The organism is Arthrobacter alpinus, from assembly GCF_001294625.1.
GTDB classification, from domain to species: Bacteria; Actinomycetota; Actinomycetes; order Actinomycetales; family Micrococcaceae; genus Specibacter; species Specibacter alpinus_A.
Genome location: NZ_CP012677.1, coordinates 2833134 through 2859071, shown reverse-complemented (window position 1 = coordinate 2859071; position 25938 = coordinate 2833134). Strand labels below are relative to the sequence as shown.

The following is a 25938-nucleotide window of genomic DNA, read 5'->3' as shown; positions in this document are numbered from 1 at the left end:
CCAATTGGCGAATCGGGTGAGGGTTCACAAGAACAAGCCTGCAGGTCTGTGGAAGGATCCCTCTTGGTCGCCTCGAGCACCTCTAATGTAAATAACGCTGCAACCGCTATCGATTCAAACAGCACTGATGGTGCTACGCGTCGCATCTCATTCGCAAAGATTCACGAGCCGCTTGACGTGCCGAATCTGCTTGCACTCCAGACCGAGAGCTTTGACTGGCTCGTTGGCAACGAGCGCTGGCAGAACCGCATGGAAACCGCCGTGAACGCTGGCGATGACAGTGTGGCCGTCACCTCCGGACTGTCTGACATCTTCGAAGAGATCTCCCCGATTGAGGACTTTCAGGGCACCATGTCCCTGTCCTTTACGGAACCGGAGTTCGCCGACCCCAAGTTCACAGTTGATGAGTGCAAGGACCGCGACGCCACATACGCCGCGCCGCTGTACGTCAAGGCTGAGTTCATGAACAACCTCACGGGCGAAATCAAGCAACAGACCGTGTTTATGGGCGATTTCCCGCTCATGACCAACAAGGGCACGTTCGTCATCAACGGCACCGAGCGTGTTGTTGTGTCCCAGCTGGTCCGTTCCCCGGGTGCTTACTTTGAGCGCACCGCGGACAAGACCAGTGACAAGGAAATCTTCACCGCTAAGATCATCCCCTCGCGTGGTGCATGGTTCGAACTGGAGATTGACAAGCGGGACCAGGTTGGCGTTCGCCTTGACCGCAAGCGCAAGCAGTCGGTCACCGTGCTGTTGAAGGCCCTCGGCTGGACCGAAGGCCAGATTCTGGAGGAGTTCGGCGAGTTCGACTCCATCCGTGCAACCTTGGAAAAGGATGCGACCACCGGTCGCGAAGACGCGCTTTTGGATATCTACCGCAAGTTGCGTCCGGGCGAGCCGCCGACAGTTGACGCCGCCGACGCGCTGCTGCACAACTTGTACTTCAACTCCAAGCGCTACGACTTGGCGAAGGTTGGCCGTTACAAGATCAACCGCAAGCTGGGCATCGATCTGCCGTTGAGCGATGAAAAGGCATCAGTGCTGAGCGTGGACGACATCGTCGCCATGATCAAGTACTTGGTCACCTTGCACGCTGGCGGCAAGACCACCAAGGGCAGGCGCGACGGCGCCGAGGTTGACCTCCGTGTCGACGTCGACGACATCGACCACTTCGGAAACCGTCGTATCCGCGCCGTGGGCGAGCTCATCGAGAACCAGGTCCGCACGGGCCTTTCCCGCATGGAGCGCGTCGTCCGCGAACGCATGACCACGCAGGACGTCGAGGCCATCACGCCGCAGACACTGATCAACATCCGTCCCGTTGTGGCTGCCATCAAGGAGTTCTTCGGAACGTCCCAGCTGTCACAGTTCATGGATCAGAATAACCCGCTGGCCGGCCTGACACACAAGCGTCGCTTGTCCGCGCTGGGCCCGGGCGGTTTGTCCCGTGACCGCGCAGGCATGGAAGTCCGAGATGTTCACCCGTCGCACTACGGCCGTATGTGCCCCATTGAGACCCCGGAAGGCCCGAACATTGGTCTGATCGGTTCATTGGCTTCCTACGGACGTATCAACCCGTTCGGTTTCATCGAAACCCCTTACCGTCGTGTCAAGGACGGCTTCGTTTCCGACGAGGTTGATTACCTGACAGCCGATGATGAGGTTGACGTAGTTATTGCCCAGGCAAACGCTCCGTTGAACGATGATAACCACTTCTCCGAGGAATCCGTTCTGGTCCGCCAGCGCGGTGGTGGCGGCGAGCCCGTACTGATCCCTGCCAACGAGGTCGAGTACATGGACGTGTCCCCGCGCCAGATGGTGTCGGTGGCTACGGCCCTTATCCCGTTCCTTGAGCATGACGATGCCAACCGCGCCTTGATGGGTGCGAACATGCAGCGTCAGGCTGTGCCGCTGGTCCGGTCCGAGGCCCCGTTCGTGGGAACCGGCATGGAGCGCGCCACTGCTGTTGACGCCGGTGACGTTGTCATCGCCAAGAAGGCAGGTGTAGTCTCCGAGGTCTCGGCAGACATCGTGGTGATGTTGAACGACGATGGCACCGAGACGAACTACCCGATCGCCAAGTACCAACGCTCTAACCAGGGCACAGCCTACAACCAGCGTGTCTTGGCTTCTGAGGGCCAGCGCCTGGAAGTTGGCGGCATCATCGCTGACGGTCCGGCAACGGACATGGGCGAGCTTGCCTTGGGTAAGAACCTTCTGGTCGCTTTCATGTCCTGGGAAGGTCACAACTACGAGGATGCCATTATCCTTTCGCAGCGCATTGTTGCCGAAGATGTGCTTTCCTCCATCCACATTGAAGAGCATGAGATCGACGCTCGCGACACCAAGCTTGGTGCCGAGGAAATCACCCGGGATATCCCGAACGTTTCCGAGGAAATCCTGGCTGGCCTGGACGAGCGCGGCATCATCCACATCGGTGCAGAAGTTGAAGCCGGCGACATCCTGGTAGGCAAGGTCACCCCCAAGGGTGAAACCGAGCTGACCCCGGAAGAGCGCTTGCTCCGTGCCATCTTCGGAGAGAAGAGCCGTGAAGTTCGCGACACTTCCTTGAAGGTTCCCCACGGCGAGTCCGGAACTGTCATTGGCGTTCGCGTCTTTGACCGTGACTCCGACGACGATCTGCCTCCCGGCGTGAACCAGCTGGTTCGTGTGTACGTTGCCAACAAGCGCAAGATCACCGATGGTGACAAGCTGGCCGGCCGTCACGGCAACAAGGGCGTCATCTCCAAGATCCTCCCGATCGAGGACATGCCCTTCCTTGCCGACGGCACCCCCGTTGACATCGTCTTGAACCCCTTGGGTGTTCCGGGTCGAATGAACGTGGGCCAGGTGCTGGAAATTCACCTGGGTTGGGTTGCCAAGACCGGTTGGAAGATCGAGGGCGATCCGGACTGGGTTAAGAACTTGCCGAACCTGCCGCGTGAAAGCGGTCAGACCAACGTTGCCACTCCCGTGTTCGACGGTGCCCGTGATGAAGAGATCACTGGCCTGCTCGATTCCACGAACGTGACTCGTGACGGCGAACGCCTGATCGATTCCTCGGGTAAGACGCTTCTGTTCGACGGCCGCTCCGGTGAGCCGTTCCCGGACCCGGTTTCCGTGGGCTACATGTACATCTTGAAGCTTCACCACTTGGTGGATGACAAGATTCACGCCCGCTCCACCGGCCCCTACTCCATGATCACCCAGCAGCCCTTGGGCGGTAAGGCCCAGTTCGGTGGACAGCGTTTCGGTGAGATGGAAGTTTGGGCCCTGGAAGCTTACGGTGCCGCTTACACCCTGCAGGAACTGCTGACGATCAAGTCCGATGATATTCACGGCCGCGTGAAGGTTTACGAGGCGATCGTCAAGGGAGAGAACATCCCGGAGCCCGGTATCCCGGAATCCTTCAAGGTTCTTATCAAGGAAATGCAGTCGCTGTGCCTGAACGTGGAAGTCCTTTCCACCGATGGCACCACGATTGAGATGCGTGACTCGGATGAAGAAGTCTTCCGGGCCGCGGAAGAGCTGGGCATTGACCTGTCACGGGCCGAGCCTAACTCTGTCGAAGAAGTTTAGTGAGGCCCGACGGCGGTAGCTAGCCTGCCGCCGTCGGCCCTGTACTTCCTCCCGTACCCGCTTAGACATTCAGACTTTAGAGAATTAGAGAGAACAGGACCCATATGTCCAGCGAATCCTCCTTCGGCCTCATGCAGATTGGCCTGGCCACCGCGCAAGATATCCGCGACTGGAGCCACGGCGAAGTCAAGAAGCCGGAAACCATCAATTACCGCACGCTCAAGCCTGAAAAGGACGGCCTCTTCTGCGAGAAGATCTTCGGCCCGTCCCGCGACTGGGAATGCTACTGCGGCAAGTACAAGCGCGTGCGCTTCAAGGGCATCATCTGCGAGCGTTGTGGCGTTGAAGTCACCCGCGCCAAGGTGCGTCGTGAGCGGATGGGCCACATTGAGCTCGCCGCTCCCGTAACCCACATCTGGTACTTCAAGGGCGTCCCCTCGCGGTTGGGCTACCTGCTGGATCTGGCACCGAAGGACCTTGAAAAGGTCATCTACTTTGCTGCCTACATGATCACCAGCGTTGATGACGATGCACGTCACGCCGAGTTGCCGAACCTCCAGACCGAGCACGACCTGGAGAAGAAGCGCATGGTTGACATGCGTGACTCCGACATCGCCACGATCGCCCGCGATCTTGAAGGCGAATTGCAGCGCCTTGAAGGTGAAGGCGCCAAGGCGGCCGAGAAAAAAAAGGCCCGCGACTCTGCGGACCGTCAGATGGCCAATGTGCGCAAGCGCGCCGACGCCGACATCGACCGCCTCGAGCAGGTTTGGGACCGTTTCAAGGGCCTGAAGGTTGCCGACCTTGAAGGCGACGAGGCCCTATACCGCGAATTGCGTGACCGTTACGGCATGTTCTTCGAAGGTTCCATGGGTGCCGAAGCCATCAAGAAGCGTCTTGAGACCTTCGACATGGCCGGCGAAGCCGAGATCCTGCGCGACATCATCCAGAACGGCAAGGGCCAGCGCAAGACGCGTGCCCTGAAGCGGTTGAAGGTTGTCAACGCGTTCCTGACCACCAACAACAGCCCGCTGGGCATGGTCCTGGACGCCGTCCCGGTCATCCCGCCGGAACTGCGCCCCATGGTTCAGCTTGACGGTGGCCGTTTCGCCACCTCGGACTTGAACGATCTCTACCGTCGCGTGATCAACCGCAACAACCGTCTCAAGCGTCTGCTTGACCTGGGTGCTCCGGAGATCATCGTCAACAATGAGAAGCGCATGCTGCAGGAAGCTGTTGACTCCCTCTTTGACAACGGTCGTCGCGGACGTCCGGTCACCGGACCGGGCAACCGTCCGTTGAAGTCGCTCTCTGACATGCTCAAGGGCAAGCAGGGTCGATTCCGCCAGAACCTCCTTGGCAAGCGCGTTGACTACTCTGGCCGTTCGGTCATTGTTGTTGGCCCGCAGTTGAAGCTGCACCAGTGTGGTCTGCCCAAGCAGATGGCCCTGGAGCTCTTCAAGCCGTTCGTGATGAAGCGCTTGGTTGACCTTAACCATGCACAGAACATCAAGAGCGCCAAGCGGATGGTGGAGCGTTTCCGTCCCCAGGTCTGGGATGTTCTCGAAGAGATCATCACCGAGCATCCTGTGCTGCTGAACCGTGCACCAACCCTGCACCGTTTGGGTATCCAGGCGTTCGAGCCGCAGCTAGTTGAAGGCAAGGCAATCCAGCTGCACCCGCTGGTTTGTGGTGCTTTCAACGCTGACTTCGACGGCGACCAGATGGCAGTTCACCTGCCGCTGAGCCCCGAAGCTCAGGCTGAAGCACGCATCCTGATGCTCTCGAGCAACAACATCTTGAAGCCTTCAGATGGCCGCCCGGTGACCTTGCCGTCACAGGATATGATCATCGGCCTGTACCACTTGACCACCAAGCGTGAGGGGTCGGTCGGCGAAGGCCGCACCTTCTCCACCCCGGCTGAAGCCATCATGGCGCACGACGCCGGCGAGTTGCACTTGAACTCGCAGGTCAAGATCCGTCTGAGCGACTTTGTGCCGAACGCCGACTGGGTTGCTCCCGAGGGTTGGGTGCCTGGCACACCGGCCATCGTAGCAACGTCGCTTGGACAGGTTCTGTTCAACGAAACCCTGCCCGCGGACTACCCGTGGGTTGAGAAGGTGGCCGACAAGGGCCAGCTCTCCGAGATCGTTAACGATCTCGCCGAGCGTTACCCCAAGGTCGTTGTGGCTGCAACGTTGGATAACCTGAAGGATGCCGGTTTCTACTGGGCAACCCGTTCAGGTATCACCGTTGCCATCTCCGACATCAAGGTTCCGGCTTCCAAGCCGGCCATCCTTGAAGGTTACGAGGTCAAGGCGGCCAAAGTTCAGGCGCAGTTCGACAAGGGCCTCATCGCTGATGAGGAACGCCGTCAGGACCTGATCGACATTTGGAACCAGGCTACGAACGAGATCGCAGATGCGATGCGTGAGTCCTTCGCCGAGTCCAACACGATCAACCGCATGGTTTCCTCCGGTGCCCGTGGTAACTGGATGCAGGTTCGCCAGATTGCCGGTATCCGTGGCTTGGTGGCTAACCCTAAGGGTGAAATTATTCCTCGCCCGATCAAGTCCTCCTACCGTGAGGGCCTGTCGGTTTTGGAGTACTTCATCGCCACTCACGGTGCCCGTAAGGGTCTGGCTGATACGGCTCTGCGTACGGCCAACTCCGGCTACCTGACGCGTCGTCTGGTCGACGTTTCGCAGGATGTCATTGTTCGTGAAGACGACTGTGGCACCGAGCGCGGCTTGACCCTGCCGATCGCCGTGGTTGACTCCATGGGTGAACTGCAGTTGCACGAGGAGGTTGAGAACAGCGTTTACGCTCGCACCTTGGCTTCTGAGGTTGTGGACGCCGCTGGCAAGGTGCTGGCTTCCGCCGGCGCCGATGTTGGTGACGTACTCATCGCCGAGCTGTTCGCAGCCGGTGTCGCTGAGATCAAGGTCCGCTCCGTGTTGACTTGTGAATCGACTGTCGGAACCTGTGCACTGTGCTATGGCCGTTCCTTGGCAACAGGGAAGACCGTGGACATCGGTGAGGCTGTCGGTATCATCGCAGCACAGTCCATTGGTGAGCCCGGCACGCAGCTGACCATGCGTACTTTCCACACCGGTGGCGCTGTTTCGGCCAGCCGTGGCGAGGACATCACCCAGGGTCTGCCCCGTATCCAGGAGCTCTTCGAAGCACGTACCCCGAAGGGTGTCGCACCGATCGCTGAGGCCGCCGGACGCATCAACATTGATGAGTCCGAACGCACCATGCGATTGATCCTGACCCCGGACGACGGCACCGAAGAGATCGCTTACCCGGTTCTGCGCCGTGCACGCCTGCAAGTTGTTGACGGCGAGCACGTTGAGGTTGGCCAGAAGCTGGTGGTGGGTGCTGTTGACCCCAAGCAGGTTCTGCGTATCCTGGGCCCGCGTGCAGCACAGAAGCACCTCGTTGAGGAAGTTCAGCGCGTTTACCGCAGCCAGGGTGTAGGGATCCACGACAAGCACGTTGAAGTCATCGTGCGTCAGATGCTCCGTCGCGTGACGGTCATCGAGTCCGGTGACTCTAAGTTGCTGCCCGGTGAGCTTGCCGAGCGCGGCCGCTTCGAGACGGAAAACCGTCGCGTCGTGTCCGAGGGCAAGAAGCCGGCCTCCGGCCGTAACGAGCTCATGGGTATCACCAAGGCTTCCTTGGCTACCGAATCTTGGCTCTCCGCTGCTTCCTTCCAGGAAACCACCCGCGTTCTGACGCAGGCGGCCATGGAAGGCAAGTCTGACCCGCTGCTGGGTCTGAAGGAGAACGTCATCATCGGTAAGCTGATCCCGGCTGGTACGGGTCTGCCGCGCTACACCAATGTCACGGTGGAGCCGACCGAAGAAGCCAAAGCCAACCTGTTCACCGGTCCGAGCGCGTTCAGCGACTTTGACTACGTGGGCGGCGCCGGCGATCTGGGTGCCGAGTTCCGTGCCATCCCCTTGGATGACTATGATCTGGGAACCAACTTCAGCGGCTAGCACATAGCGAATGACGGCGGTGAGTTGCCTTATAAGGGCAGCTCACCGCCGTCGTACGTTAACTCCCCGTTGAGGGGGCACTTCTCCGCGCCTTGGTGCGGTGGGTGATGTGTCCCCTCAACGAGGGGAGGGTCAGGTTCCGTAGTCGCCGGCCTTCCACTTTTCCCAATCCCAGCCGGAGAGGAACGTTTTACCGCTGCTCATGCCCTGGTTGAACATGGCTTCTTTGTCGCCAGTGGTGAGCTGGAAGTCAGTGGAACGGTAAGCGGAGGTGTCCACGAAGATGGTCCGCGAAATCGCCTTGGGGTCGTTCACGTAGCTGCGGTCGTGGGCTCCCATCATGGTTCCCAACAGTGACTTTGCCAATTGGATGTTATTGGTATTCGACTGCCAATCTTCGGTGCGGATGGTTGCCCTCCCCGATAGCTTCACCCCAATGGTGGGCCAGCGCGATGCCACGTCGTCGTCCCTGTCGAAAATGGACATGGGAAAGTTGGAGAGCATGCCGCCATCGACGCACACAATGTGATCATGTCCTGTCGTCTTGACGTCCGTGGGTATGTTCCATGGCCGGAAGAAAAACGGGATGGAGGCAGAGGCCCTGATGGCGTCGGCCACGAAAGCAGTGTCGGGGTCCATACCCAAGAGCGGTTCGTAGTCCCAGGGAAGGCGCAACATGAGCCCGCGTGAGACATCGGAGACAATGACCACTAGTTTGTACTGCTGCGACGGCGGCAGGGAACTGGCCGGGTCGGTTTCCTTCAGATCAGCCCACGTGCGCACCCCCTGCCCCGCGAGGGTTTCCGAAATCCAGTTGTGCAAGAACCCGCCAGAGTATAGGCCCTCATGGAGGAGCAGGCTGGCAACGGGGCCAACCGTGGGCACGTGAGCCAGGAAACCAACCTCATCCTGGAACTGGGAAAAGTCCAGCTTGTCCATCACGGACTTTATTTGGGGGACACCCATGCCGGATGCCAGCAGCCCTGCCACTATTGCTCCCGCGGACGTGCCAGCCACGCGGTGAAAGCTGTAGGGATCGCTGTGTTCGGCAAGGGAGGTCACGGCCCCGACCAAAGCGGAGCCTTTTACTCCGCCCCCTTCAAGGACCAAATCTGCATCAGCCATGACGCACCTGAGCTTTACTGTTGTACCGCTCCATATATGGGTGCAGCCGGCAAACTAGACCTGCCGGTGGCATGGAGTAATTAGAGAGTGCATTCAGCGACTCGCTATGTCAAGGGCATATCGGGACCGATTCGCGTCAGGGTCCGACGACGTGGTAACGTAGTGAGTAATTGTTAGTGTGGCAGTGGATAAGAGTACTTATTTTTAGCGCTTAGGTGTCTAGAAGTGGATACGGGTCCGGGTTGTACGGTTCTTGTACAGCAGATGCCACATTTTTGCATGCCTAGGCGCTGTGAAGTCGCCAAGTCTGCGACTACCAGTAAATGGCTCTTCCTTGACGTTTCGGTGACTATGCGCCCAGTGCGCAACGGTTCGCGGACCCAGGGCAAAGCGACACGAGAATCAACTCGAGAAAACAACGGAGAACACGAAAGTGCCTACGATTAACCAGCTGGTCCGAAAGGGCCGGACACCCAAGGTCACAAAGACCAAGGCTCCCGCATTGAAGGGCAGCCCCATGCGTCGCGGCGTTTGCACGCGCGTCTACACAACCACCCCGAAGAAGCCGAACTCTGCCCTTCGTAAGGTTGCCCGCGTGCGCCTCAACGGTGGCGTGGAAGTTACCGCTTACATCCCCGGTGTAGGTCACAACCTCCAGGAGCACTCCATCGTGCTCGTCCGCGGAGGCCGTGTCAAGGATCTTCCCGGTGTACGTTACAAGATCGTCCGTGGCGCATTGGATACCCAGGGCGTTAAGAACCGCAAGCAGGCTCGCAGCCGCTACGGTGCAAAGATGGAGAAGAAGTAATATGCCTCGCAAGGGTCCGGCCCCCAAGCGGCCGCTAGTTGTAGATCCCGTATACGGCTCCCCGTTGGTCACACAGTTGATCAACAAGGTTCTCGTTGACGGCAAGAAGTCCACCGCAGAGCGCATCGTATACGGCGCACTTGAAGGTGTTCGCGAGAAGACTGGCAGCGATCCCGTTGCCGCTCTGAAGAAGGCCATGGAAAACATCAAGCCGAGCCTTGAGGTGAAGTCCCGCCGTGTTGGTGGCGCCACCTACCAGGTTCCGGTTGAGGTCAAGCCTGGCCGTCAGACTGCCCTGGCGTTGCGCTGGTTGGTTGGTTACTCGAAGGCTCGCCGCGAGAAGACCATGACCGAGCGTTTGCGCAACGAAGTTCTGGATGCCTCCAACGGTCTTGGTGCCGCTGTAAAGCGCCGCGAAGACACCCACAAAATGGCCGAGTCCAACAAGGCCTTCGCCCATTACCGCTGGTAACTAGAGCCGGATGTGTGCCTGCGGTGACCCCGTAGGCCCACGCAAGCTCATCTCTAGAAAAGGGAGACAACGTGGCACAGGAAGTGCTTACAGACCTTAACAAGGTCCGCAATATTGGCATCATGGCCCACATTGATGCCGGCAAGACCACTACGACTGAGCGCATCCTGTTCTACACGGGTGTGAACCACAAGCTCGGCGAAACCCACGACGGCGCTTCGACGACTGACTGGATGGAACAGGAAAAGGAACGCGGCATCACTATCACGAGTGCCGCCGTGACCTGCTTCTGGGACAAGAACCAGATCAACATCATTGACACGCCCGGCCACGTTGACTTCACGGTGGAAGTTGAGCGTTCCTTGCGTGTTCTCGATGGCGCCGTTGCCGTCTTCGATGGCAAGGAAGGCGTGGAGCCGCAGTCCGAGACTGTTTGGCGCCAGGCTGACAAGTACAACGTTCCGCGTATTTGCTTCGTCAACAAGATGGACAAGCTCGGTGCTGATTTCTACTTCACGGTAGACACCATCATCAACCGTCTGGGCGCCAAGCCCTTGGTTATGCAGCTGCCCATCGGTTCCGAAAGCGAATTCGTTGGCGTCGTCGACTTGATGACCATGAAGGCCTTCGTCTGGGCCGGCGATTCCAAGGGTGATGTCACCATGGGTGCCGCCTACGAAATCAAGGAGATCCCCGCGGATCTGCAGGAACGTGCCGAAGAGTACCGCGCAGCCCTCGTTGAGGCCGCTGCGGAGGCCTCCGAGGAACTTATGGAGAAGTACCTTGAGGGCGTAGAGCCTTCCATCGCGGAACTCAAGGCCGGCATTCGTAAGCTGACTGTCAACTCCGAGATCTACCCGGTCTTCTGCGGCTCTGCTTTCAAGAACCGCGGCGTGCAGCCCATGCTCGATGCTGTCATCGACTACCTGCCTTCACCTCTCGACGTTGGTGCCATGATTGGCCACAACCCGAAGGACGAGACGATTGAACTGTCGCGCATGCCTTCCGAAGAGGAGCCGTTCTCGGCTCTGGCCTTCAAGATCTCATCGCACCCGTTCTTCGGCCAGTTGAACTTCATCCGCGTGTACTCCGGCAAGGCGACTTCTGGCACACAGCTGATGAACTCCACCAAGGGCAAAAAAGAACGTATTGGCAAGCTCTTCCAGATGCATGCCAACAAGGAAATGCCCGTAGATGAGATCCACGCAGGTCACATCTACGCGGTGATCGGCCTCAAGGACACCACCACCGGTGACACCTTGTGCGATCCGGCCAACCCGATCGTTCTTGAGTCGATGACCTTCCCGGCGCCGGTGATCTTCGTTGCCATTGAGCCGAAGACCAAGGGCGACCAGGAGAAGCTGTCCACGGCTATCCAGAAGCTCTCCGCTGAGGACCCGACGTTCACCGTCAACCTCAACGAAGACACAGGCCAGACCGAAATTGGCGGCATGGGCGAGCTCCACTTGGATATCCTTGTGGACCGCATGCGTCGCGAATTCAACGTTGAAGCCAATGTTGGCAAGCCGCAGGTTGCGTACCGCGAAACCATCAAGCGCGCCGTCGTCAAGCACGACTACACGCACAAGAAGCAGACCGGTGGTTCAGGTCAGTTCGCCAAGATCCAGATTGCCATTGAGCCGTTGGATACTGCTGAAGGCGAAATGTACGAGTTCAGCAACAAGGTCACTGGTGGCCGTGTTCCGCGCGAGTACATCCCCAGCGTTGACCAGGGCATCCAATCCGCACTGCCTGACGGTGTGTTGGCCGGTTACCCGATGGTCGGCATCAAGGCGACACTGCTCGACGGTGCCTCTCACGATGTCGACTCGTCCGAAATGGCCTTCAAGATCGCCGGTCGAATGGCGTTCAAGGAAGCTGCTCGGTTGGCCAACCCGGTTCTGCTTGAACCGTTGATGGAAGTTGAAGTCCGCACCCCTGAGGAATACATGGGTGAAGTTATTGGTGACATCAACTCCCGTCGCGGCCAGATGCAGTCCATGGAGGACGCAAGCGGTGTCAAGGTCATCAAGGCTCTTGTTCCCTTGTCCGGCATGTTCGGCTACATCGGTGACCTGCGGTCCAAGACCCAGGGTCGCGCCGTGTACTCGATGAAGTTCGACAGCTACTCTGAGGTTCCGAAGGCTGTTGCCGACGAGATCATCCAGAAGGCCCGCGGCGAGTAGTCGCCCCTTATGTTTAGGTTGCATCCGGCCCTGGGCTGGATGCAACCTAAACACCCAGCAATTTCTTAAATATCAAAAGCCCCCAGTAGACTTATTTTGATTTCAGTGGCGAACAGCGCTACTGAGAGTAAGTTTTCTAAAATGTTCTAGGAGGAACCCGTGGCAAAGGCAAAGTTCGAGCGGACCAAGCCGCACGTTAACATCGGCACCATCGGTCACGTTGACCATGGTAAGACCACGTTGACGGCTGCCATTTCCAAGGTACTGTACGACAAGTACCCAACACTCAACGAGCAGCGTGATTTCAGCTCCATCGACTCGGCTCCCGAGGAGAAGCAGCGCGGCATCACGATCAACATCTCCCACGTTGAGTACCAGACCGAGAAGCGCCACTACGCACACGTAGACGCCCCCGGCCACGCTGACTACATCAAGAACATGATCACCGGTGCTGCGCAGATGGACGGCGCTATCCTGGTGGTTGCTGCGACTGACGGTCCTATGGCCCAGACTCGTGAGCACGTTCTGTTGGCCCGCCAGGTTGGCGTTCCCTACCTGCTGGTTGCACTGAACAAGTCCGACATGGTTGACGACGAAGAGCTCCTGGACCTGGTGGAGATGGAAGTTCGCGAGCTTCTTTCCTCACAGGGCTTCGACGGCGACGAGGCACCTGTTGTCCGCGTTTCCGGCTTGAAGGCTCTTGAAGGCGATCCCAAGTGGGTCAAGTCCGTTGAAGATCTGATGGACGCTGTGGACAACCATGTTCCGGACCCGATCCGCGACAAGGACAAGCCGTTCCTCATGCCGGTTGAAGACGTCTTCACGATCACTGGTCGTGGAACCGTTGTTACGGGCCGCGCCGAGCGTGGAACCCTGAAGATCAACTCGGAAATCGAGATTGTCGGCATCCGTCCGGTCCAGAAGACCACGGTTACCGGTATCGAAATGTTCCACAAGCAGCTCGACGAGGCTTGGGCCGGCGAAAACTGTGGCTTGCTGCTTCGCGGCATCAAGCGCGAAGACGTAGAGCGTGGCCAGGTTATCGTGAAGCCGGGTTCCATTACCCCGCACACCGATTTCGAAGCCAACGTCTACATCTTGGCCAAGGACGAGGGCGGGCGTCACAACCCGTTCTACTCCAACTACCGCCCGCAGTTCTACTTCCGCACCACGGATGTTACCGGTGTCATCACCTTGCCTGAGGGCACGGAAATGGTTATGCCTGGCGACAACACCGAAATGACTGTCGCGCTGATCCAGCCGATCGCCATGGAAGAGGGCCTCGGCTTCGCTATCCGCGAAGGCGGACGCACCGTTGGTTCAGGTCGTGTTACCAAGATCATCAAGTAATTAATTACTTAGATCGCTAAAGTAGGGCCCTCAGCTTCGGCTGAGGGCCCTACTTGTTTCTCAACGCCAACGGTGTGGCCTAGGCTGCACCGTTGGCGGATCGTAGACCAGTGCACTCCCACAGGACAGGACCCCGCCATGCCCCAAATAGTGGCCGAACGATTCATAGACATAGACCCGGAGACTGCTTTCGGTCTCTCCCAAAGCAGCGGTTCCTTCCGGCTGCGGTGGGACCCGTTCATCCACTCGCAACAATTCCTTGGCGGCGCAGGCGTTGCGGCCAAGGGTGTGCGCACCCGGACACGCACGCGGCTGGGTCTGCTCATGGTCAGCGAGTATGTCTCCTACCTGCCACCACGGAATGTCGGCATGAAAATGGTCCAGGGACCCTGGTTCTTTGAACAGTTCGGTGGGGGGTGGCGGTTCGCTGCCACCAAGGGTGGCACCAAGGCTGTTTGGAAATACACCTACTCCTGTAAGCCGGGCTGGTTGCGCTGGATTGCCGAGCCCGTGGCGGCATGGATTCTCGGCAGGGAAATCGAAAGACGCATGTCGGCTTTCGCCAGGGCGTGCCAGAATCCGGCGCTTGTTGCCGAGTTCAAGACACTGAGCTAAGAGTGGCTGGAATGGCACGACACAAACAGCTGCGTTATTATTCCATTTGGTAGTCTTACTCTGTTTGACGGCGTGGAAGTACCCAGGCTGATGCATCGACGACCTCAAGGGGAAACATCATGGGCAAGCCACAGCAAGGGCCCCCGGTTCCACCCGCAAATCCGGCTTCGGCCCAGCTTAATGAGGCCTACCGCCGGGGCTATCTGGATGGGCACCTGGCCGGTTGGCGTGATGCGGTGGCCCGGGATACTCCGCCTAACCCGGCACCCCAAGTAATCCGTGGGGTGGCACCGGCCCCGAAAGTGAAGCAAGTGCCGGGGCCGATTCCGGCGCCCCCCTCACCTCCCATGCACCCCCAAAGTCCCTGGCCCGGACAAATGACTACCCAGGCGATACCTGCTTACGGGCGACAGGACCGGCCCTTTGGCGCGCCAATGCCGCCGTTGGATCCACAGGTCCATGCCGCCAGGAAAGCCAAGCGAGAAACCCAGAACATCAACATCACGCTGTATATCGCCAGCCTGTTCATGGTGGCGGCTGCTGCGTTGTTTGTGGTCAGTTCTCTGCCGGTCTCTGCCAGACTGGTGGGCGTCTGGCTTGGGACGGCGGTGTTCTACGGGGCAGGACTGGTACTCCACGCCGCCACCCCCCGGTTACGGCCGGCGGCGCTGGCATTCGTCGGCACGGCCCTGGCCATAGTCCCGTTTGCGGGGCTGGCCACCTACAACCTGGGCTTCCCCAACGCACCGGCCGTCTGGCTACTCACCTCACTTGTCGGAACAGCAGCCTATGTTGTTGCCGCCGTCAGGCTGGGAAGCCGGCTCGTGGTGTACCTCTCCCTGGCTTTCCTGATCTCCACGGCCTGGTCATCCGGGGCAGTTCTGGGTGCCGCCCTGTCCTGGTACTTCACGGCATTGATTGTCATTGCCGCCGTACTGTCCCTGGCCGGGCGGGTCTTGGGCAATCGGATCGCCAGCCAGTCACCGGTGCTGGGACTGTTCGCCAAACCGCTCTCGGACCTTGGCCCGTGGTTTGCCCCCGTGGGCCTTGTCAGTTCCCTGGCGTTTCCCCTGGGGCTGAACGCGGCTGACCATGCGATGGTCTTGCTCGCCGGCACACTCTTCTACGGCGTCATGGGCTGGGTGGATCCACCACGGCTCCGGCGCGCGAACTACTTGGGCCTGCGGCTCTCCCTGACCATTGCGGCCCCGTTCGTTGGCTGGCTAATGGGGGAATCGCTGGCATTCGCAGCCGGGGCCATCACGCTCACACTGGCCGTGCAAACCCTGATCGTCGCTTGCTTCCACAGCCGCATTGGCAAGTGGCTGGGTCGGGCGGTCTGGCCAGTGGGCGATGTTTTCCTTAGTCTTCCACTGGCAGCCGGGTTGTCCCTGCTCTGGAGCGCGGGGATTGCCTTTTCCGGGCACGACGGCGGCGCTTGGGTCTGGAGCCCCGCACTGCCTTTGCTGGTGGTTTTGCTTGCTGCGATGGCTGCTGTGCCTGCCATGTTGCCGCGAGGGGAGTGGCTGCCGTTGCCGGCACTGGGGGCGGCGGTCCTGTCCAGTGGCTGGTTGGCGGCCCAGGACTGGGCAATGGTGCTGGCGGCGGCTTTGATCTATTCGGTGGCGCGGTTCCTGAGTTCCAAGGAACGCAGGATCAGAGGTGTGATGCTTGTGGCCGCCCGCATCGTGCTGACAGGTCTGGCGACGTCGTTGCTGGCGGCCTACCTTCCCGCGCAGTCCGGGAAGGCCGAGGTCATCATTGCCGTGGTTGTAGTCATGGCGGCCGGCCAGCTCTTCGCAGACACCTTGCTCGGGATGTTCGGCCGGCCCAACAAGGTGACGGCTGCCTCCGGGACTTCTTGGGCAGTGCTGGGAACCGTGCTGATAGTCGCCCAGGCGGTGGCTTTCAGGGCTACAGATCAGGGAGCATGGGAGCCAACCGTGCCGGTTGCCGCAACCGCGTTCCTGATTGCTGTTCTCGCGCTGGGCGCCGCGGCCTGTGCACATTCGTGGGTGTTCCTGCCGCGGGGCCAGCGGTACGCCGGAGCCGAGATCATGGCGCCTGCGTTCCTTGCCGTGGCCGGCATCTGTGCGGGAGTGGTCTTTGGCGCCTCGGGGACGGTCGTGGGTGCGGCATCCTTGACCCTGTTCCTGGCAGTCACGGGTTGGCGGCTGCGGGCGCAGCCAGAGCCGACCCATCGCTGGATCTATTGGTGGTGTGCAAGGGGTGCGTCGTTGCTGCTGGCGATGGCCGTGTTCGCACTGTGGCGCGAGCACATGCCCGTGGACGTAAGTGCCGAGGTTTCGTTGTGGCTGGTGGTTTTGTTTGTCCTTGGAGGGCAGCTGCTGATCCTGGCGGGGTCAATGTGGCGTGGCAACACGGTTGCCGGCTTCTCCTTCGATGTTTGCGCTACAGTTGCGGCGACACTTCTGCTCGCCACCTTCCAAATGATCGCCAACCCCGATGGACATTGGACACAAACGTTGGTCGTGGCGCTCGTAGTTGCCGCCTTGGGTTTGGTGGGCTGCGCTTACGCCCTGCGTTCACCGGCCCCAGGGGTAGCCCAGTGGGCAGCTCCGCTGGCCATGACGGCGATAGCTGGCATGGCGCTGCAACACCGGCAGAGCTTTGAAATCGCTGCTGCACTTGTAGCGGTTACCGCTGGTGTCTGTGCCGTTCGCGGGCTTAGGCACCGGAGCCGGAGTGCATATTTCCTGCTGGCACGGATAGCGTCCACCGCACTGATTGCCGTGTTGGTGACCGATATTACCGGCAGCCCCACCATCCAAACGCTGGTTCTCAGCGGCGTGTTGATCGCCCAGCTTGGTGTGCAGTGGTTGGCGGGTTCGCCTGCCGCCCGCCGGATCGTGGGGGAGTCCCTGGTGTGGAAGGCCAGCCTGTGGCTGCTGTTGCTCGCCCAGGTGATGGCGCCGATCGCGTATGTCATCGCGGCTGGAGGGCTCGATCGTCAAGGATCCGGCCTCCGCTGGGTGGTGGCCCTGGAACTTCTCCTGCTGGCGGCGTCGGCCATCTTGGCACAGTCCACCCTCGGCCAACGGGGAGCGTCTTACCTGGCCATCCTTACGGTGGCAGGTGGTGCGGCCATCATGGCACCAGTATTGCCACCGGGGATCACCACCTTGGTCCTGATTCTCATCTCCGTGGCTGTAAATCTATGGGGCTGCCTATTCCGGGTGCAGAGAGCCGAAATGCGCTGGTATGGGCCGGCAGCAGCCGCGGCATTCTTGTTTGCTGCCCTGTTGGTGGATGGGGCTGCCCCGGCCGGCACCCTCGCTATCATGTGGTTGGCGGCAGGCTTGGCCTTCATCGCCGCGGCGCATTTGCAAAGGCTGCCCTGGCTGACGCTTCCCGGGGCGCTGATGGTGCTGGTGGCTGCTGTCCTGGTGCGGGTGCAGATTCTCGAATTGGGACACCTGGAAGGTATCGCCGCTCTCTCCGCCTTTGGTGTGGCGGTCGGTAGCCTGTACCTGGTCCGAATGCTCCTGTGGGAGCTGGCCTCGGTGGTGCCTGTCCAGCGCTGGAGTCTGGTGGGGGTTGCGCTCGTGTCGGGGGCGGGTTTTTCGCTACTGGCCATGGCCGATCACAAGGCCATCCTCGGCGGGGCACTAGCGTTCACCGCCGTAGCCGCCCTAGCCTGCGTGGAGACACCGGGGCACAGGCGCCCAAACGCCGTAGACCTGGCCGTTGTCGCCACGGCCTTGATCTGGTTCATCGCCAGTTCAGCGTACGTTGATGGTGGCATGTTTTGGCTTGTGGAATGGTGCGCACTGGCCTTGGGTGCCTTGGCTGTGCGCCGCCACATTTACCGGCTACCGCAGGAATGCAAGGCCCTGCTGGTAGCGGCAGGCTCGGTGGCCTCCTTTGGCGCCCTATTGACAATGTTTGGTGGGGATACACTCCAGCAGGCGGTCTCGCTGCTCTTGTTCGTTGCACTGCTCGTGGCCGGGCTCAGCATCGATGAACGGTTGTTCACCATCTGGGGCGCCATCGGCGTCAGTGCATCCGTCCTCTGGTACTGGCGCGGTTTTACGTTCGTTTTGCTGGCGGTTTTGGCGTTGCTGCTTATTGGCCTGGCCATTTGGCGCTTGAACCGCAAGCCGCCGCACAACGGCGACGACGGCGGTTCCCCGTCGGTAAAGCCGGCGCCAGCCACCACTGCGGCGACGCCGGTCGCTCCGGGGCCACCTAAGTAGCTGGCGCACCCGGCGCGCCTGCCGGGCAGGGCCGACGGGAAGGCCCTAGGCGGGGACCCTATTTGACGCCTCTGACCTGCGCGACGGCGATTGCACCCGCCAGCGCTGTGATGCCCGAAAGCAGAAACAGCCAGGTGAACCCGCCGGTGGCGCTGACCAGTAAGGCCCCGAGCATGGGGGCAAAAGCCTGCGGTACTGTCAGCGCTATGTTCATGATGCCCAGATCCTTGCCCCGGGAAAGCTGGTCCGGCAGAACCTCCGTGGCCAGGGCCTGATCCACGGAGAGGAAGCAGCCGTAGCCCAGGCCCAAGAGCCCGGCCGCGACAGTGGCAGCCTCAAAACTGGGCACGAACGCCAAAATCAAGGCGGCCACGGCCTGCAGCACCGACGCGATGAAGACGAAGGACCGTCGGCGGCCCAGCCGGTCCGAGAGCCTGCCCAGCCACAGCGAGGCAACGATCACGAACACCATGTAAACAAGGGTGAGAATGATAAGTGAACCCTCGGCGTCGTCCATGCGGAGCCCGTACATCAAGAAGTACAGGAGCAGGCTTGTGCCAAAGGCGTTACCTAGGTTGACCAGGATTCGGCTGAGCAGGGTCCAGCCAAAGTCCGGGTAGCGGCGGGGACTGATCCACAGCCCGTCGATCAAGGAGCGGAGGGTCAGGGCAGGCATGATGCCGCGGGGGAGCACCGCATCGGGAATAAGCATAAGGAACGGCAACCCGAGCAGGACCACCAGGGCCGCCATGAGGGCGTAACCGCCAAAGGTGCTCAAAGCCAGTGCCGTGACCAGGACCAGCCCGGCGATGATGCCGATGGCCTGGGGTGCGGAAATCCAGCCCGAGACGTAACCGCGCTGGTTGACCGGTACCTGGTCGGAGATGGCCGCTGTGAGTGCCGCCGTCAGGACGCAGAAGAATATGCTGGAACATACCCAGCAAATCCCGATTCCGAGCAGGGATGTTTGGAGGCCCAAAACTACCAGCGAAGCGGCGAAGCCCGCGGTGCCAAGGGCAATCCAGGGACGACGCCGGCCAAAGCGTGAGGTGGTGCGATCGGAGAGGGCGCCGGTCAAAGGGTAGGTGATGAGAGCGAATACCCCGGCGATCCCGGAAATGTAGCCGAACCCCAGCACGTTTTGGACCCAGTCGGTGGCATGGAGGAAACTCTCGATCTGCAGGGGCAACAGCAACTGCACCGGCGTCAGCTGCGCAATCCACACCCCAAACCAGCTCAGAGCGAAGAGCGTGATCCAGCGTCCACTGACCCTCCGGGTGGGAACGGCGGACAGCGACTGAGTTTGCGTGGGATCAGATACCCCATCGTAATTAGTGACATTGCTCACGCTTGTAGTTTCTCATGCCCGTCAATACGGCTTCGGGAACGCCGCCGACGTCTGGCCTGCCCGCATGGCAATTGGTGTTTACGCCGATATTCCGGCATACTTATTGAGTTGTTCAAGTGCTTTTCCGTGTCCCGGTCGAGATAATGCTCGATGCAGGGTCCAAGTTGAAGCCCAAACATAACCTTTCCCTCGTAAACATGCGGGTACGTGCGCGTTTTCAAACGCGACACGCCCGACCGCGGGGGTCGGAGCTTCGGTTGATTGAGGAACCCGGAATTATCCGGATTCAGTTGATTGGGAGCGTGGCTGAAAGTGCCACATTTGAACAGGAAAAGTAAACAGCGTTTACGTCAACAGCATCGCTTCCCTTCAGGATGCTTCGTTACAGGAAAGAGAGTCACGACGCCATGGCGGGACAAAAAATCCGCATCCGGCTGAAGTCATATGACCACGAGGTCATTGACGTTTCGGCTCGGAAGATCGTTGAGACGGTCACGCGCGCAGGCGCAACAGTAGTCGGCCCCGTGCCGCTGCCCACCGAGAAGAACATTTACTGCGTAATTCGTTCGCCTCACAAGTACAAAGACAGCCGCGAGCACTTTGAAATGCGCACGCACAAGCGTCTTATCGACATCATTGACCCCACGCCCAAGGCAGTGGATTCGCTTATGCGTCTCGACCTGCCGGCCGACGTGAACATCGAAATCAAACTGTAGGGAGGTGCTGAGAAAACTATGACCGCGACCCGAAATTCTAAGGGCATCCTGGGCACGAAGCTCGGCATGACCCAAGTCTGGGACGAGAACAACCAGCTTGTTCCTGTAACCGTTGTCCAGGCCGATTCAAACGTTGTCACACAGCTGCGTAATGCAGAGGTTGATGGCTACGTCGCCATTCAGATCGCCTATGGTGCGATCGATCCCCGCAAGGTCACCAAGCCGCTGGCTGGTCACTTTGAAAAGGCTGGCGTTACGCCTCGCCGCCACGTCGTTGAGCTGCGCACTGCAGACGCCGACACCTACACCCTCGGCCAGGAGCTCTCCGTTGAGATCTTCGAAGCCGGCCAGAAGGTCGACGTCGTCGGCACTTCAAAGGGTAAGGGTTTCGCCGGTGTCATGAAGCGCCACGGCTTCCACGGTGCTCCGGCATCTCACGGTGCTCACAAGAACCACCGTAAGCCCGGTTCCATCGGTGGCGCGTCCACCCCAGGCCGCGTTTTCAAGGGTGTCCGTATGGCTGGCCGTATGGGTGCCGAGCGCGTAACCACCATGAACCTGACGGTTCACGGTGTTGACGCGCAGAAGTCGCTGCTGCTGATCAAGGGTGCCGTTCCCGGCGCCCGCGGCTCTGTCGTCCTGGTACGCACAGCCGTGAAGGGAGCATAAGTAAATGGCTACTGTAAAGGTTGATCTGCCTGCAGAGATCTTCGACGTTCAGACCAACGTGCCGTTGTTGCACCAGGTTGTCGTTGCTCAGCTCGCTGCTGCACGCCAGGGTACCCACAAGACCAAGACCCGCGCCGAAGTTTCCGGTGCTGGCCGCAAGCCGTTCGCACAGAAGGGTACCGGCCGTGCCCGTCAGGGTTCCATCCGCGCCCCTCACATGACCGGCGGTGGCGTTGTCCACGGTCCCACCCCTCGCGACTACAGCCAGCGCACCCCCAAGAAGATGAAGGCAGCAGCTTTGCGCGGCGCCCTCTCCGACCGGGCACGCAACGGCCGTATCCACGTTCTTGCACAATTGGTTTCCGGCAACACGCCGTCCACCAAGGCTGCCAAGGCTGCTCTTGCCGGCGTTTCCGATCGTAAGAACCTCTTGGTTGTTATCGAGCGCGCCAACGACGTTGCAGCATTGAGCGTCCGCAACATCACCAACATCCACGTGCTGTACGTTGACCAGCTCAACACCTACGACGTGCTTGTTTCTGATGACATCGTCTTCACCCAGGCTGCCTACGAAGTCTTCGTCTCCGGCCGTGCCGCTGCTGAAGCTTTCGCTTCCAGCATGCTGCTGGTCGAAGAAATGGTGTTCGAGAGCGATGCCGCTGATGATGCCGAAGGCACCATCAAGGGCAACAAGGACTCCATGAAGTACCACGTGCCTGGTTCACGCTGGTATGACGCCACCGTGGCCGAGGTTTGGTTCGCAACCGTTGAGGATGCCAAGGCCGCAGGCTTTGTTCCCGCCGGCGGCGAAGCTGCCCAGACGATTGAGGAGGACGCCAAGTGAGCGCCGTCACCATCAAGGATCCGCGCGACGTAGTGCTTGCACCCGTCGTCTCGGAAAAGAGCTACGGCTTGATCGACGAAGGTAAGTACACCTTCTTGGTTGACCCCCGCTCGAATAAGACTGAGATCAAATTGGCAGTGGAGAAAATTTTCTCTGTCAAGGTCGACTCAGTCAACACCATCAACCGTGCCGGTAAGCGAAAGCGTACCAAATTCGGATGGGGACAGCGCAAGAACACCAAGCGCGCAATTGTCTCCCTCAAAGAAGGCACAATCGACATCTTCGGCGGTCCGCTTTCCTAAGCGGAGACCACTTTAACGAGGAAATATACTATGGGAATCCGTAAATACAAGCCGACAACCCCGGGCCGTCGTGGCTCGAGCGTTGCCGACTTCACTGAAATCACGCGGTCGACTCCGGAGAAGTCTCTGGTTCGTCCCCTGCCCAAAAAGGGTGGCCGTAACAATACCGGTCGTATCACGACACGTCACAAGGGTGGTGGCCACAAGCGCCAGTACCGCCTGATTGACTTCCGTCGTCACGACAAAGATGGCGTAAACGCTCGCGTTGCTGAGATCGAATACGATCCCAACCGCACCGCACGCATTGCGCTGCTGCACTACGTTGATGGCACCAAGCGTTACATCATCGCTCCGAACAAGCTCAAGCAGGGCGACTTTGTTGAAGCCGGCCCCGAGTCGGACATCAAGCCTGGCAACAACCTGCCGTTGCGCAACATCCCCGTGGGTACTGTTATCCACGCTGTGGAGTTGCGTCCCGGTGGCGGTGCCAAGATGGCCCGTTCCGCTGGAGCATCCGTTCAGCTCGTCGCCAAGGAAGGCCGCTTCGCTCAGTTGCGTCTGCCCTCCGGCGAAATCCGCAACGTTGACGTCCGCTGCCGCGCGACGATCGGCGAGGTCGGCAACGCTGAGCAGTCCAACATCAACTGGGGTAAGGCCGGCCGCATGCGCTGGAAGGGCGTTCGCCCCTCCGTTCGTGGTGTCGCCATGAACCCGGTTGATCACCCTCACGGTGGTGGTGAAGGCAAGACCTCCGGTGGACGTCACCCGGTCAACCCGAACGGTAAGGCCGAAGGCCGTACCCGCCGTCCCAACAAAGAGAGCGACAAGCTAATTGTTCGTCGCCGTCGTACTGGCAAGAACAAGCGATAGGAGCCTGGAGACATGCCACGTAGCCTGAAAAAGGGTCCCTTCGTTGACCAGCACCTCTTTGTAAAGGTAGCTAGGGAAAACGAAAAGGGCACCAAGAACGTTATTAAGACCTGGTCACGTCGATCGATGATCATCCCGGACATGCTGGGTCACACGATCGCCGTACACGATGGTCGCAAGCACATCCCCGTGTTTGTTACTGAGTCGATGGTCGGGCACAAGCTCGGCGAATTCGCCGCCACGCGGACATTCCGCGGCCATGTCAAGGACGACCGTAAGGGCAAGCGCCGCTAGGCGCTTGGCTCTTACGGCTAAGACGAGAGAAGGATAGCAATGGAAGCCAAGGCAAGTGCGCGTCATCTGCGCGTTACGCCTATGAAGGCCCGGCGCGTCGTCAACCTGATTCGTGGCAAGCAGGCGAATGAGGCATTGGCGATTTTGAAGTTTGCCCCCCAGGCAGCTTCGGAGCCGGTATTCAAGGTAGTCCAGTCCGCAGTGGCTAACGCCCGCGTTCTGGCTGACCGCGACAGCATCGCGTTCAACGAAAATGATCTGTACATCAGCGAGATCTTCGTTGACGACGGCCCGACCATGAAGCGGTTCCAGCCGCGTGCTCAGGGTCGCGCGTTCCAGATCAAGAAGCGCACCAGTCACGTCACCGTGGTTGTCGCTACACCCGAGAAAGAGGAGGCTCGCTAAGTGGGACAGAAAGTAAACCCGCACGGGTTCCGTCTCGGGATCACCACGGACCACCGTTCGCATTGGTTCGCGGACAGCAACAAGCCCGGTCAGCGGTACAAGGACTTCGTAAAAGAAGACATCCAGATCCGTGCACTCATGTCAACGGGCATGGACCGCGCCGGCATTTCCAAGGTTGAGATCGAGCGCACCCGTGACCGTGTACGTGTGGATATCCACACCGCACGCCCCGGAATTGTCATCGGCCGTCGTGGAGCAGAAGCAGACCGCATTCGCGGCGAGCTTGAAAAGCTCACCGGCAAGCAGGTTCAGCTGAACATCTTGGAAGTCAAGAACCCGGAAGCTGATGCTCAGCTCGTTGCCCAGGGCATCGCAGAGCAGCTTACTTCACGTGTGGCTTTCCGCCGCGCAATGAAGAAGGCCATGCAGTCCGCACAGCGCACCGGCAGTGTCAAGGGCATCCGTGTCGCTTGTGCCGGTCGCTTGGGTGGCGCTGAAATGTCTCGCACCGAGTTCTACCGCGAAGGTCGTGTGCCCCTGCACACCCTGCGTGCCAACATCGATTACGGCTTCTTCGAAGCCAAGACCGTGTTCGGCCGCATTGGTGTCAAGGTCTGGATCTACAAGGGCGATGTCACGAGCAAGGAATTGGCTGCTCAGGCAGCCGCTGCCCCTGCCCGTGGCCGTGGCCCGCGTCGTGATGGCGATGACCGCGGAGCCCGCGCCCCGCGCGCCGGTGGCGACCGTCGTCGTAACGACCGCGCCGAGGCTCCTGCCGCGGTTGAGGCTCCTGTAGTTGCAGAGACTGCAGCTCCGGTAGTAGAAGGAGGGCAGGCTTAAATGCTTATCCCACGTCGAGTAAAGTTCCGCAAGCAGCACCACCCGGGTCGAACCGGTCAGGCTACTGGCGGCACCACGGTTTCGTTTGGCGAGTGGGGCATTCAGGCCCTGACGCCTGCTTACGTCACCAACCGCCAGATCGAGTCCGCTCGTATCGCCATGACTCGTCACATCAAGCGTGGCGGAAAGGTGTGGATCAACATCTACCCTGACCGTCCGTTGACGAAGAAGCCTGCCGAAACCCGCATGGGTTCCGGTAAGGGTTCGCCCGAGTGGTGGATTGCGAATGTCAAGCCCGGTCGCGTTCTCTTTGAACTCTCCGGCGTATCAGAAGAGGTAGCTCGCGAGGCATTGCGCCTGGCAATTCACAAGCTGCCGTTGAAAGCACGCATCGTGCGTCGCGAAGGTGGTGAGTAGAGATGTCAGTTGGATCTAAGGATCTTGCGCCCGCACAGCTTGACGGGTTCGACAACGAGCGTCTTGTTGAAGAACTCCGCAAGGCTAAGGAAGAGCTATTCAACCTGCGCTTCCAGTCGGCCACCGGTCAGTTGGAAAGCCACGGTCGCCTGCGCGTTGTCAAGCGCGACATCGCCCGTATCTACACAGTGATGCGTGAGCGCGAGCTGGGCATTCGCCCGGACGTCGTTGCCGCAGCACCCGTGGAGAAGGCCTCCAAGAAGGCTGACAAGGAAGCCAAAAAGGCCTCCAAGAAGGCTGTTACATCTGAGGAGGACGCCAAGTGAGCGATTCTGTAAACAACAATGAAGCCGGCGCGGAGACTGTTGTCCGCGGCGAGCGTAAGAAGCTGCGCGGCTACGTCGTCTCCGACAAAATGGAGAAGACGATCGTTGTCGAAGTTGAGGACCGTGTAAAGCACGCCCTCTACGGCAAGGTGTTGCGACGCAACAAGAAGATCAAGGCTCACGATGAAGAGAACAGCGCCGGCATCGGCGACCTGGTCATCATCTCCGAGACCCGCCCGCTCTCCGCTACCAAGCGTTTCCGCCTGGTTGAGATCGTAGAGAAGGCTAAGTAAGCCACTCACGCACTTTTGCGTGGTTGTTTACTAAAACGTTGGGCCCGTTGCCACTTGTGGCGGCGGGCCCAACGCCGTTTAGCCACCGACGCCGGCCAGCTCGCGGTAGGCGAGCGGTCCCGAGTGTGGGCCGAAGGAGCAACATTCTCTCGGCGACTATCCGACACACGGCCGCGGGCGGCCTTAGCGTCTCCTTTACGTCGCCTACGAGAACGCAGCTCCTTCGGCCTATGCGGAGCGACGATTGTGCGC

At 59.9% G+C, this 25938-nt stretch carries 21 protein-coding genes; 19 read left to right on the top strand and 2 right to left on the bottom strand.

Translation table 11 applies throughout. The features are described 5' to 3' along the window. The first annotated feature begins 63 nt into the window (after positions 1-63). Both rpoB and AOC05_RS12920 read left to right on the top strand, forming a co-directional pair. Positions 64-3582 (top strand): DNA-directed RNA polymerase subunit beta, encoded by a 3519-nt coding sequence (gene rpoB / locus AOC05_RS12925; RefSeq protein WP_062007569.1) that lies wholly within the window; start codon positions 64-66, stop codon positions 3580-3582. Positions 3583-3686: 104 nt separating this feature from the next. Beyond that, positions 3687-7589 (top strand): DNA-directed RNA polymerase subunit beta', encoded by a 3903-nt coding sequence (locus tag AOC05_RS12920; protein ID WP_062007568.1) that lies wholly within the window; start codon positions 3687-3689, stop codon positions 7587-7589. 132 nt (positions 7590-7721) lie between these two features. Here AOC05_RS12920 and AOC05_RS12915 read toward each other — a convergent pair whose 3' ends face one another. Then, entirely contained in the window at positions 7722-8714 is a 993-nt protein-coding gene (locus AOC05_RS12915; protein ID WP_062007567.1) for a patatin-like phospholipase family protein, read from the bottom strand. A 433-nt stretch (positions 8715-9147) separates the two neighbouring features. Between AOC05_RS12915 and rpsL the strand changes: the two genes are divergently transcribed. The 6 genes from rpsL (at position 9148) to AOC05_RS12885 (ending at position 18362) form a co-directional block, all read left to right on the top strand. Next, positions 9148-9522: a 30S ribosomal protein S12 gene (gene rpsL / locus AOC05_RS12910; RefSeq protein WP_038464715.1), complete on the top strand. Its 375-nt coding sequence runs from the start codon at positions 9148-9150 to the stop codon at positions 9520-9522. Between the two features lies 1 nt (position 9523). Continuing rightward, positions 9524-9994 carry a 30S ribosomal protein S7 gene (gene rpsG / locus AOC05_RS12905; RefSeq protein WP_062007566.1) on the top strand — a complete coding sequence of 157 codons (471 nt, stop codon included), beginning with the start codon at positions 9524-9526 and terminating at the stop codon, positions 9992-9994. A 71-nt stretch (positions 9995-10065) separates the two neighbouring features. Next, positions 10066-12180: an elongation factor G gene (gene fusA / locus AOC05_RS12900; RefSeq protein ID WP_062007565.1), complete on the top strand. Its 2115-nt coding sequence runs from the start codon at positions 10066-10068 to the stop codon at positions 12178-12180. Between the two features lie 159 nt (positions 12181-12339). Beyond that, the gene (tuf, locus tag AOC05_RS12895; RefSeq protein WP_062007564.1) at positions 12340-13530 is read left to right on the top strand and encodes an elongation factor Tu; all 1191 of its coding nucleotides are present in this window, start codon (positions 12340-12342) and stop codon (positions 13528-13530) included. Positions 13531-13668: 138 nt separating this feature from the next. Beyond that, positions 13669-14145 (top strand): SRPBCC family protein, encoded by a 477-nt coding sequence (locus AOC05_RS12890; protein WP_062007563.1) that lies wholly within the window; start codon positions 13669-13671, stop codon positions 14143-14145. A gap of 434 nt (positions 14146-14579) precedes the next feature. Then, on the top strand, positions 14580-18362 hold the full coding sequence (locus AOC05_RS12885; RefSeq protein ID WP_062007562.1) for a hypothetical protein: 3783 nt from the start codon (positions 14580-14582) through the stop codon (positions 18360-18362). 58 nt (positions 18363-18420) lie between these two features. On the opposite strand, the gene AOC05_RS12880 is transcribed toward AOC05_RS12885, so the two are convergent. Continuing rightward, positions 18421-19710: an MFS transporter gene (locus AOC05_RS12880; RefSeq protein WP_082357972.1), complete on the bottom strand. Its 1290-nt coding sequence runs from the start codon at positions 19708-19710 to the stop codon at positions 18421-18423. Between the two features lie 407 nt (positions 19711-20117). Between AOC05_RS12880 and rpsJ the strand changes: the two genes are divergently transcribed. From rpsJ to rpsQ, 11 genes are read left to right on the top strand one after another with little or no spacing between them, the layout of a single operon-like run. Beyond that, positions 20118-20426 (top strand): 30S ribosomal protein S10, encoded by a 309-nt coding sequence (rpsJ, locus tag AOC05_RS12870; protein WP_038464699.1) that lies wholly within the window; start codon positions 20118-20120, stop codon positions 20424-20426. Between the two features lie 18 nt (positions 20427-20444). Beyond that, entirely contained in the window at positions 20445-21095 is a 651-nt protein-coding gene (rplC, locus tag AOC05_RS12865; protein WP_062007560.1) for a 50S ribosomal protein L3, read from the top strand. A gap of 4 nt (positions 21096-21099) precedes the next feature. Continuing rightward, positions 21100-21939, top strand: a complete 840-nt coding sequence (gene rplD, locus AOC05_RS12860) for a 50S ribosomal protein L4 (RefSeq protein ID WP_062007559.1) — start codon at positions 21100-21102, stop codon at positions 21937-21939. Further along, the gene (rplW, locus tag AOC05_RS12855) at positions 21936-22241 is read left to right on the top strand and encodes a 50S ribosomal protein L23 (protein WP_062007558.1); all 306 of its coding nucleotides are present in this window, start codon (positions 21936-21938) and stop codon (positions 22239-22241) included. The genes rplD and rplW overlap by 4 nt, the downstream gene beginning before the upstream one ends. Before the next feature lie 30 nt (positions 22242-22271). Further along, a complete protein-coding gene (gene rplB / locus AOC05_RS12850) occupies positions 22272-23111 on the top strand; it encodes a 50S ribosomal protein L2 (RefSeq protein WP_062007557.1) in 840 nt (279 codons plus the stop codon). 12 nt (positions 23112-23123) lie between these two features. Then, positions 23124-23405: a 30S ribosomal protein S19 gene (gene rpsS, locus AOC05_RS12845; protein ID WP_062007556.1), complete on the top strand. Its 282-nt coding sequence runs from the start codon at positions 23124-23126 to the stop codon at positions 23403-23405. Positions 23406-23444: 39 nt separating this feature from the next. Further along, complete coding sequence (rplV, locus tag AOC05_RS12840) at positions 23445-23810, top strand: 50S ribosomal protein L22 (protein ID WP_062007555.1); 366 nt, start codon at positions 23445-23447, stop codon at positions 23808-23810. Further along, positions 23811-24650, top strand: coding sequence for a 30S ribosomal protein S3 (rpsC, locus tag AOC05_RS12835; RefSeq protein WP_062007554.1), 840 nt, complete (start codon positions 23811-23813; stop codon positions 24648-24650). Further along, positions 24651-25067 carry a 50S ribosomal protein L16 gene (rplP, locus tag AOC05_RS12830; RefSeq protein ID WP_062007553.1) on the top strand — a complete coding sequence of 139 codons (417 nt, stop codon included), beginning with the start codon at positions 24651-24653 and terminating at the stop codon, positions 25065-25067. 2 nt (positions 25068-25069) lie between these two features. Beyond that, positions 25070-25393 carry a 50S ribosomal protein L29 gene (gene rpmC / locus AOC05_RS12825; RefSeq protein WP_062007552.1) on the top strand — a complete coding sequence of 108 codons (324 nt, stop codon included), beginning with the start codon at positions 25070-25072 and terminating at the stop codon, positions 25391-25393. Then, positions 25390-25686: a 30S ribosomal protein S17 gene (gene rpsQ, locus AOC05_RS12820; RefSeq protein ID WP_062007551.1), complete on the top strand. Its 297-nt coding sequence runs from the start codon at positions 25390-25392 to the stop codon at positions 25684-25686. The genes rpmC and rpsQ overlap by 4 nt, the downstream gene beginning before the upstream one ends. Positions 25687-25938: the final 252 nt, after the last annotated feature.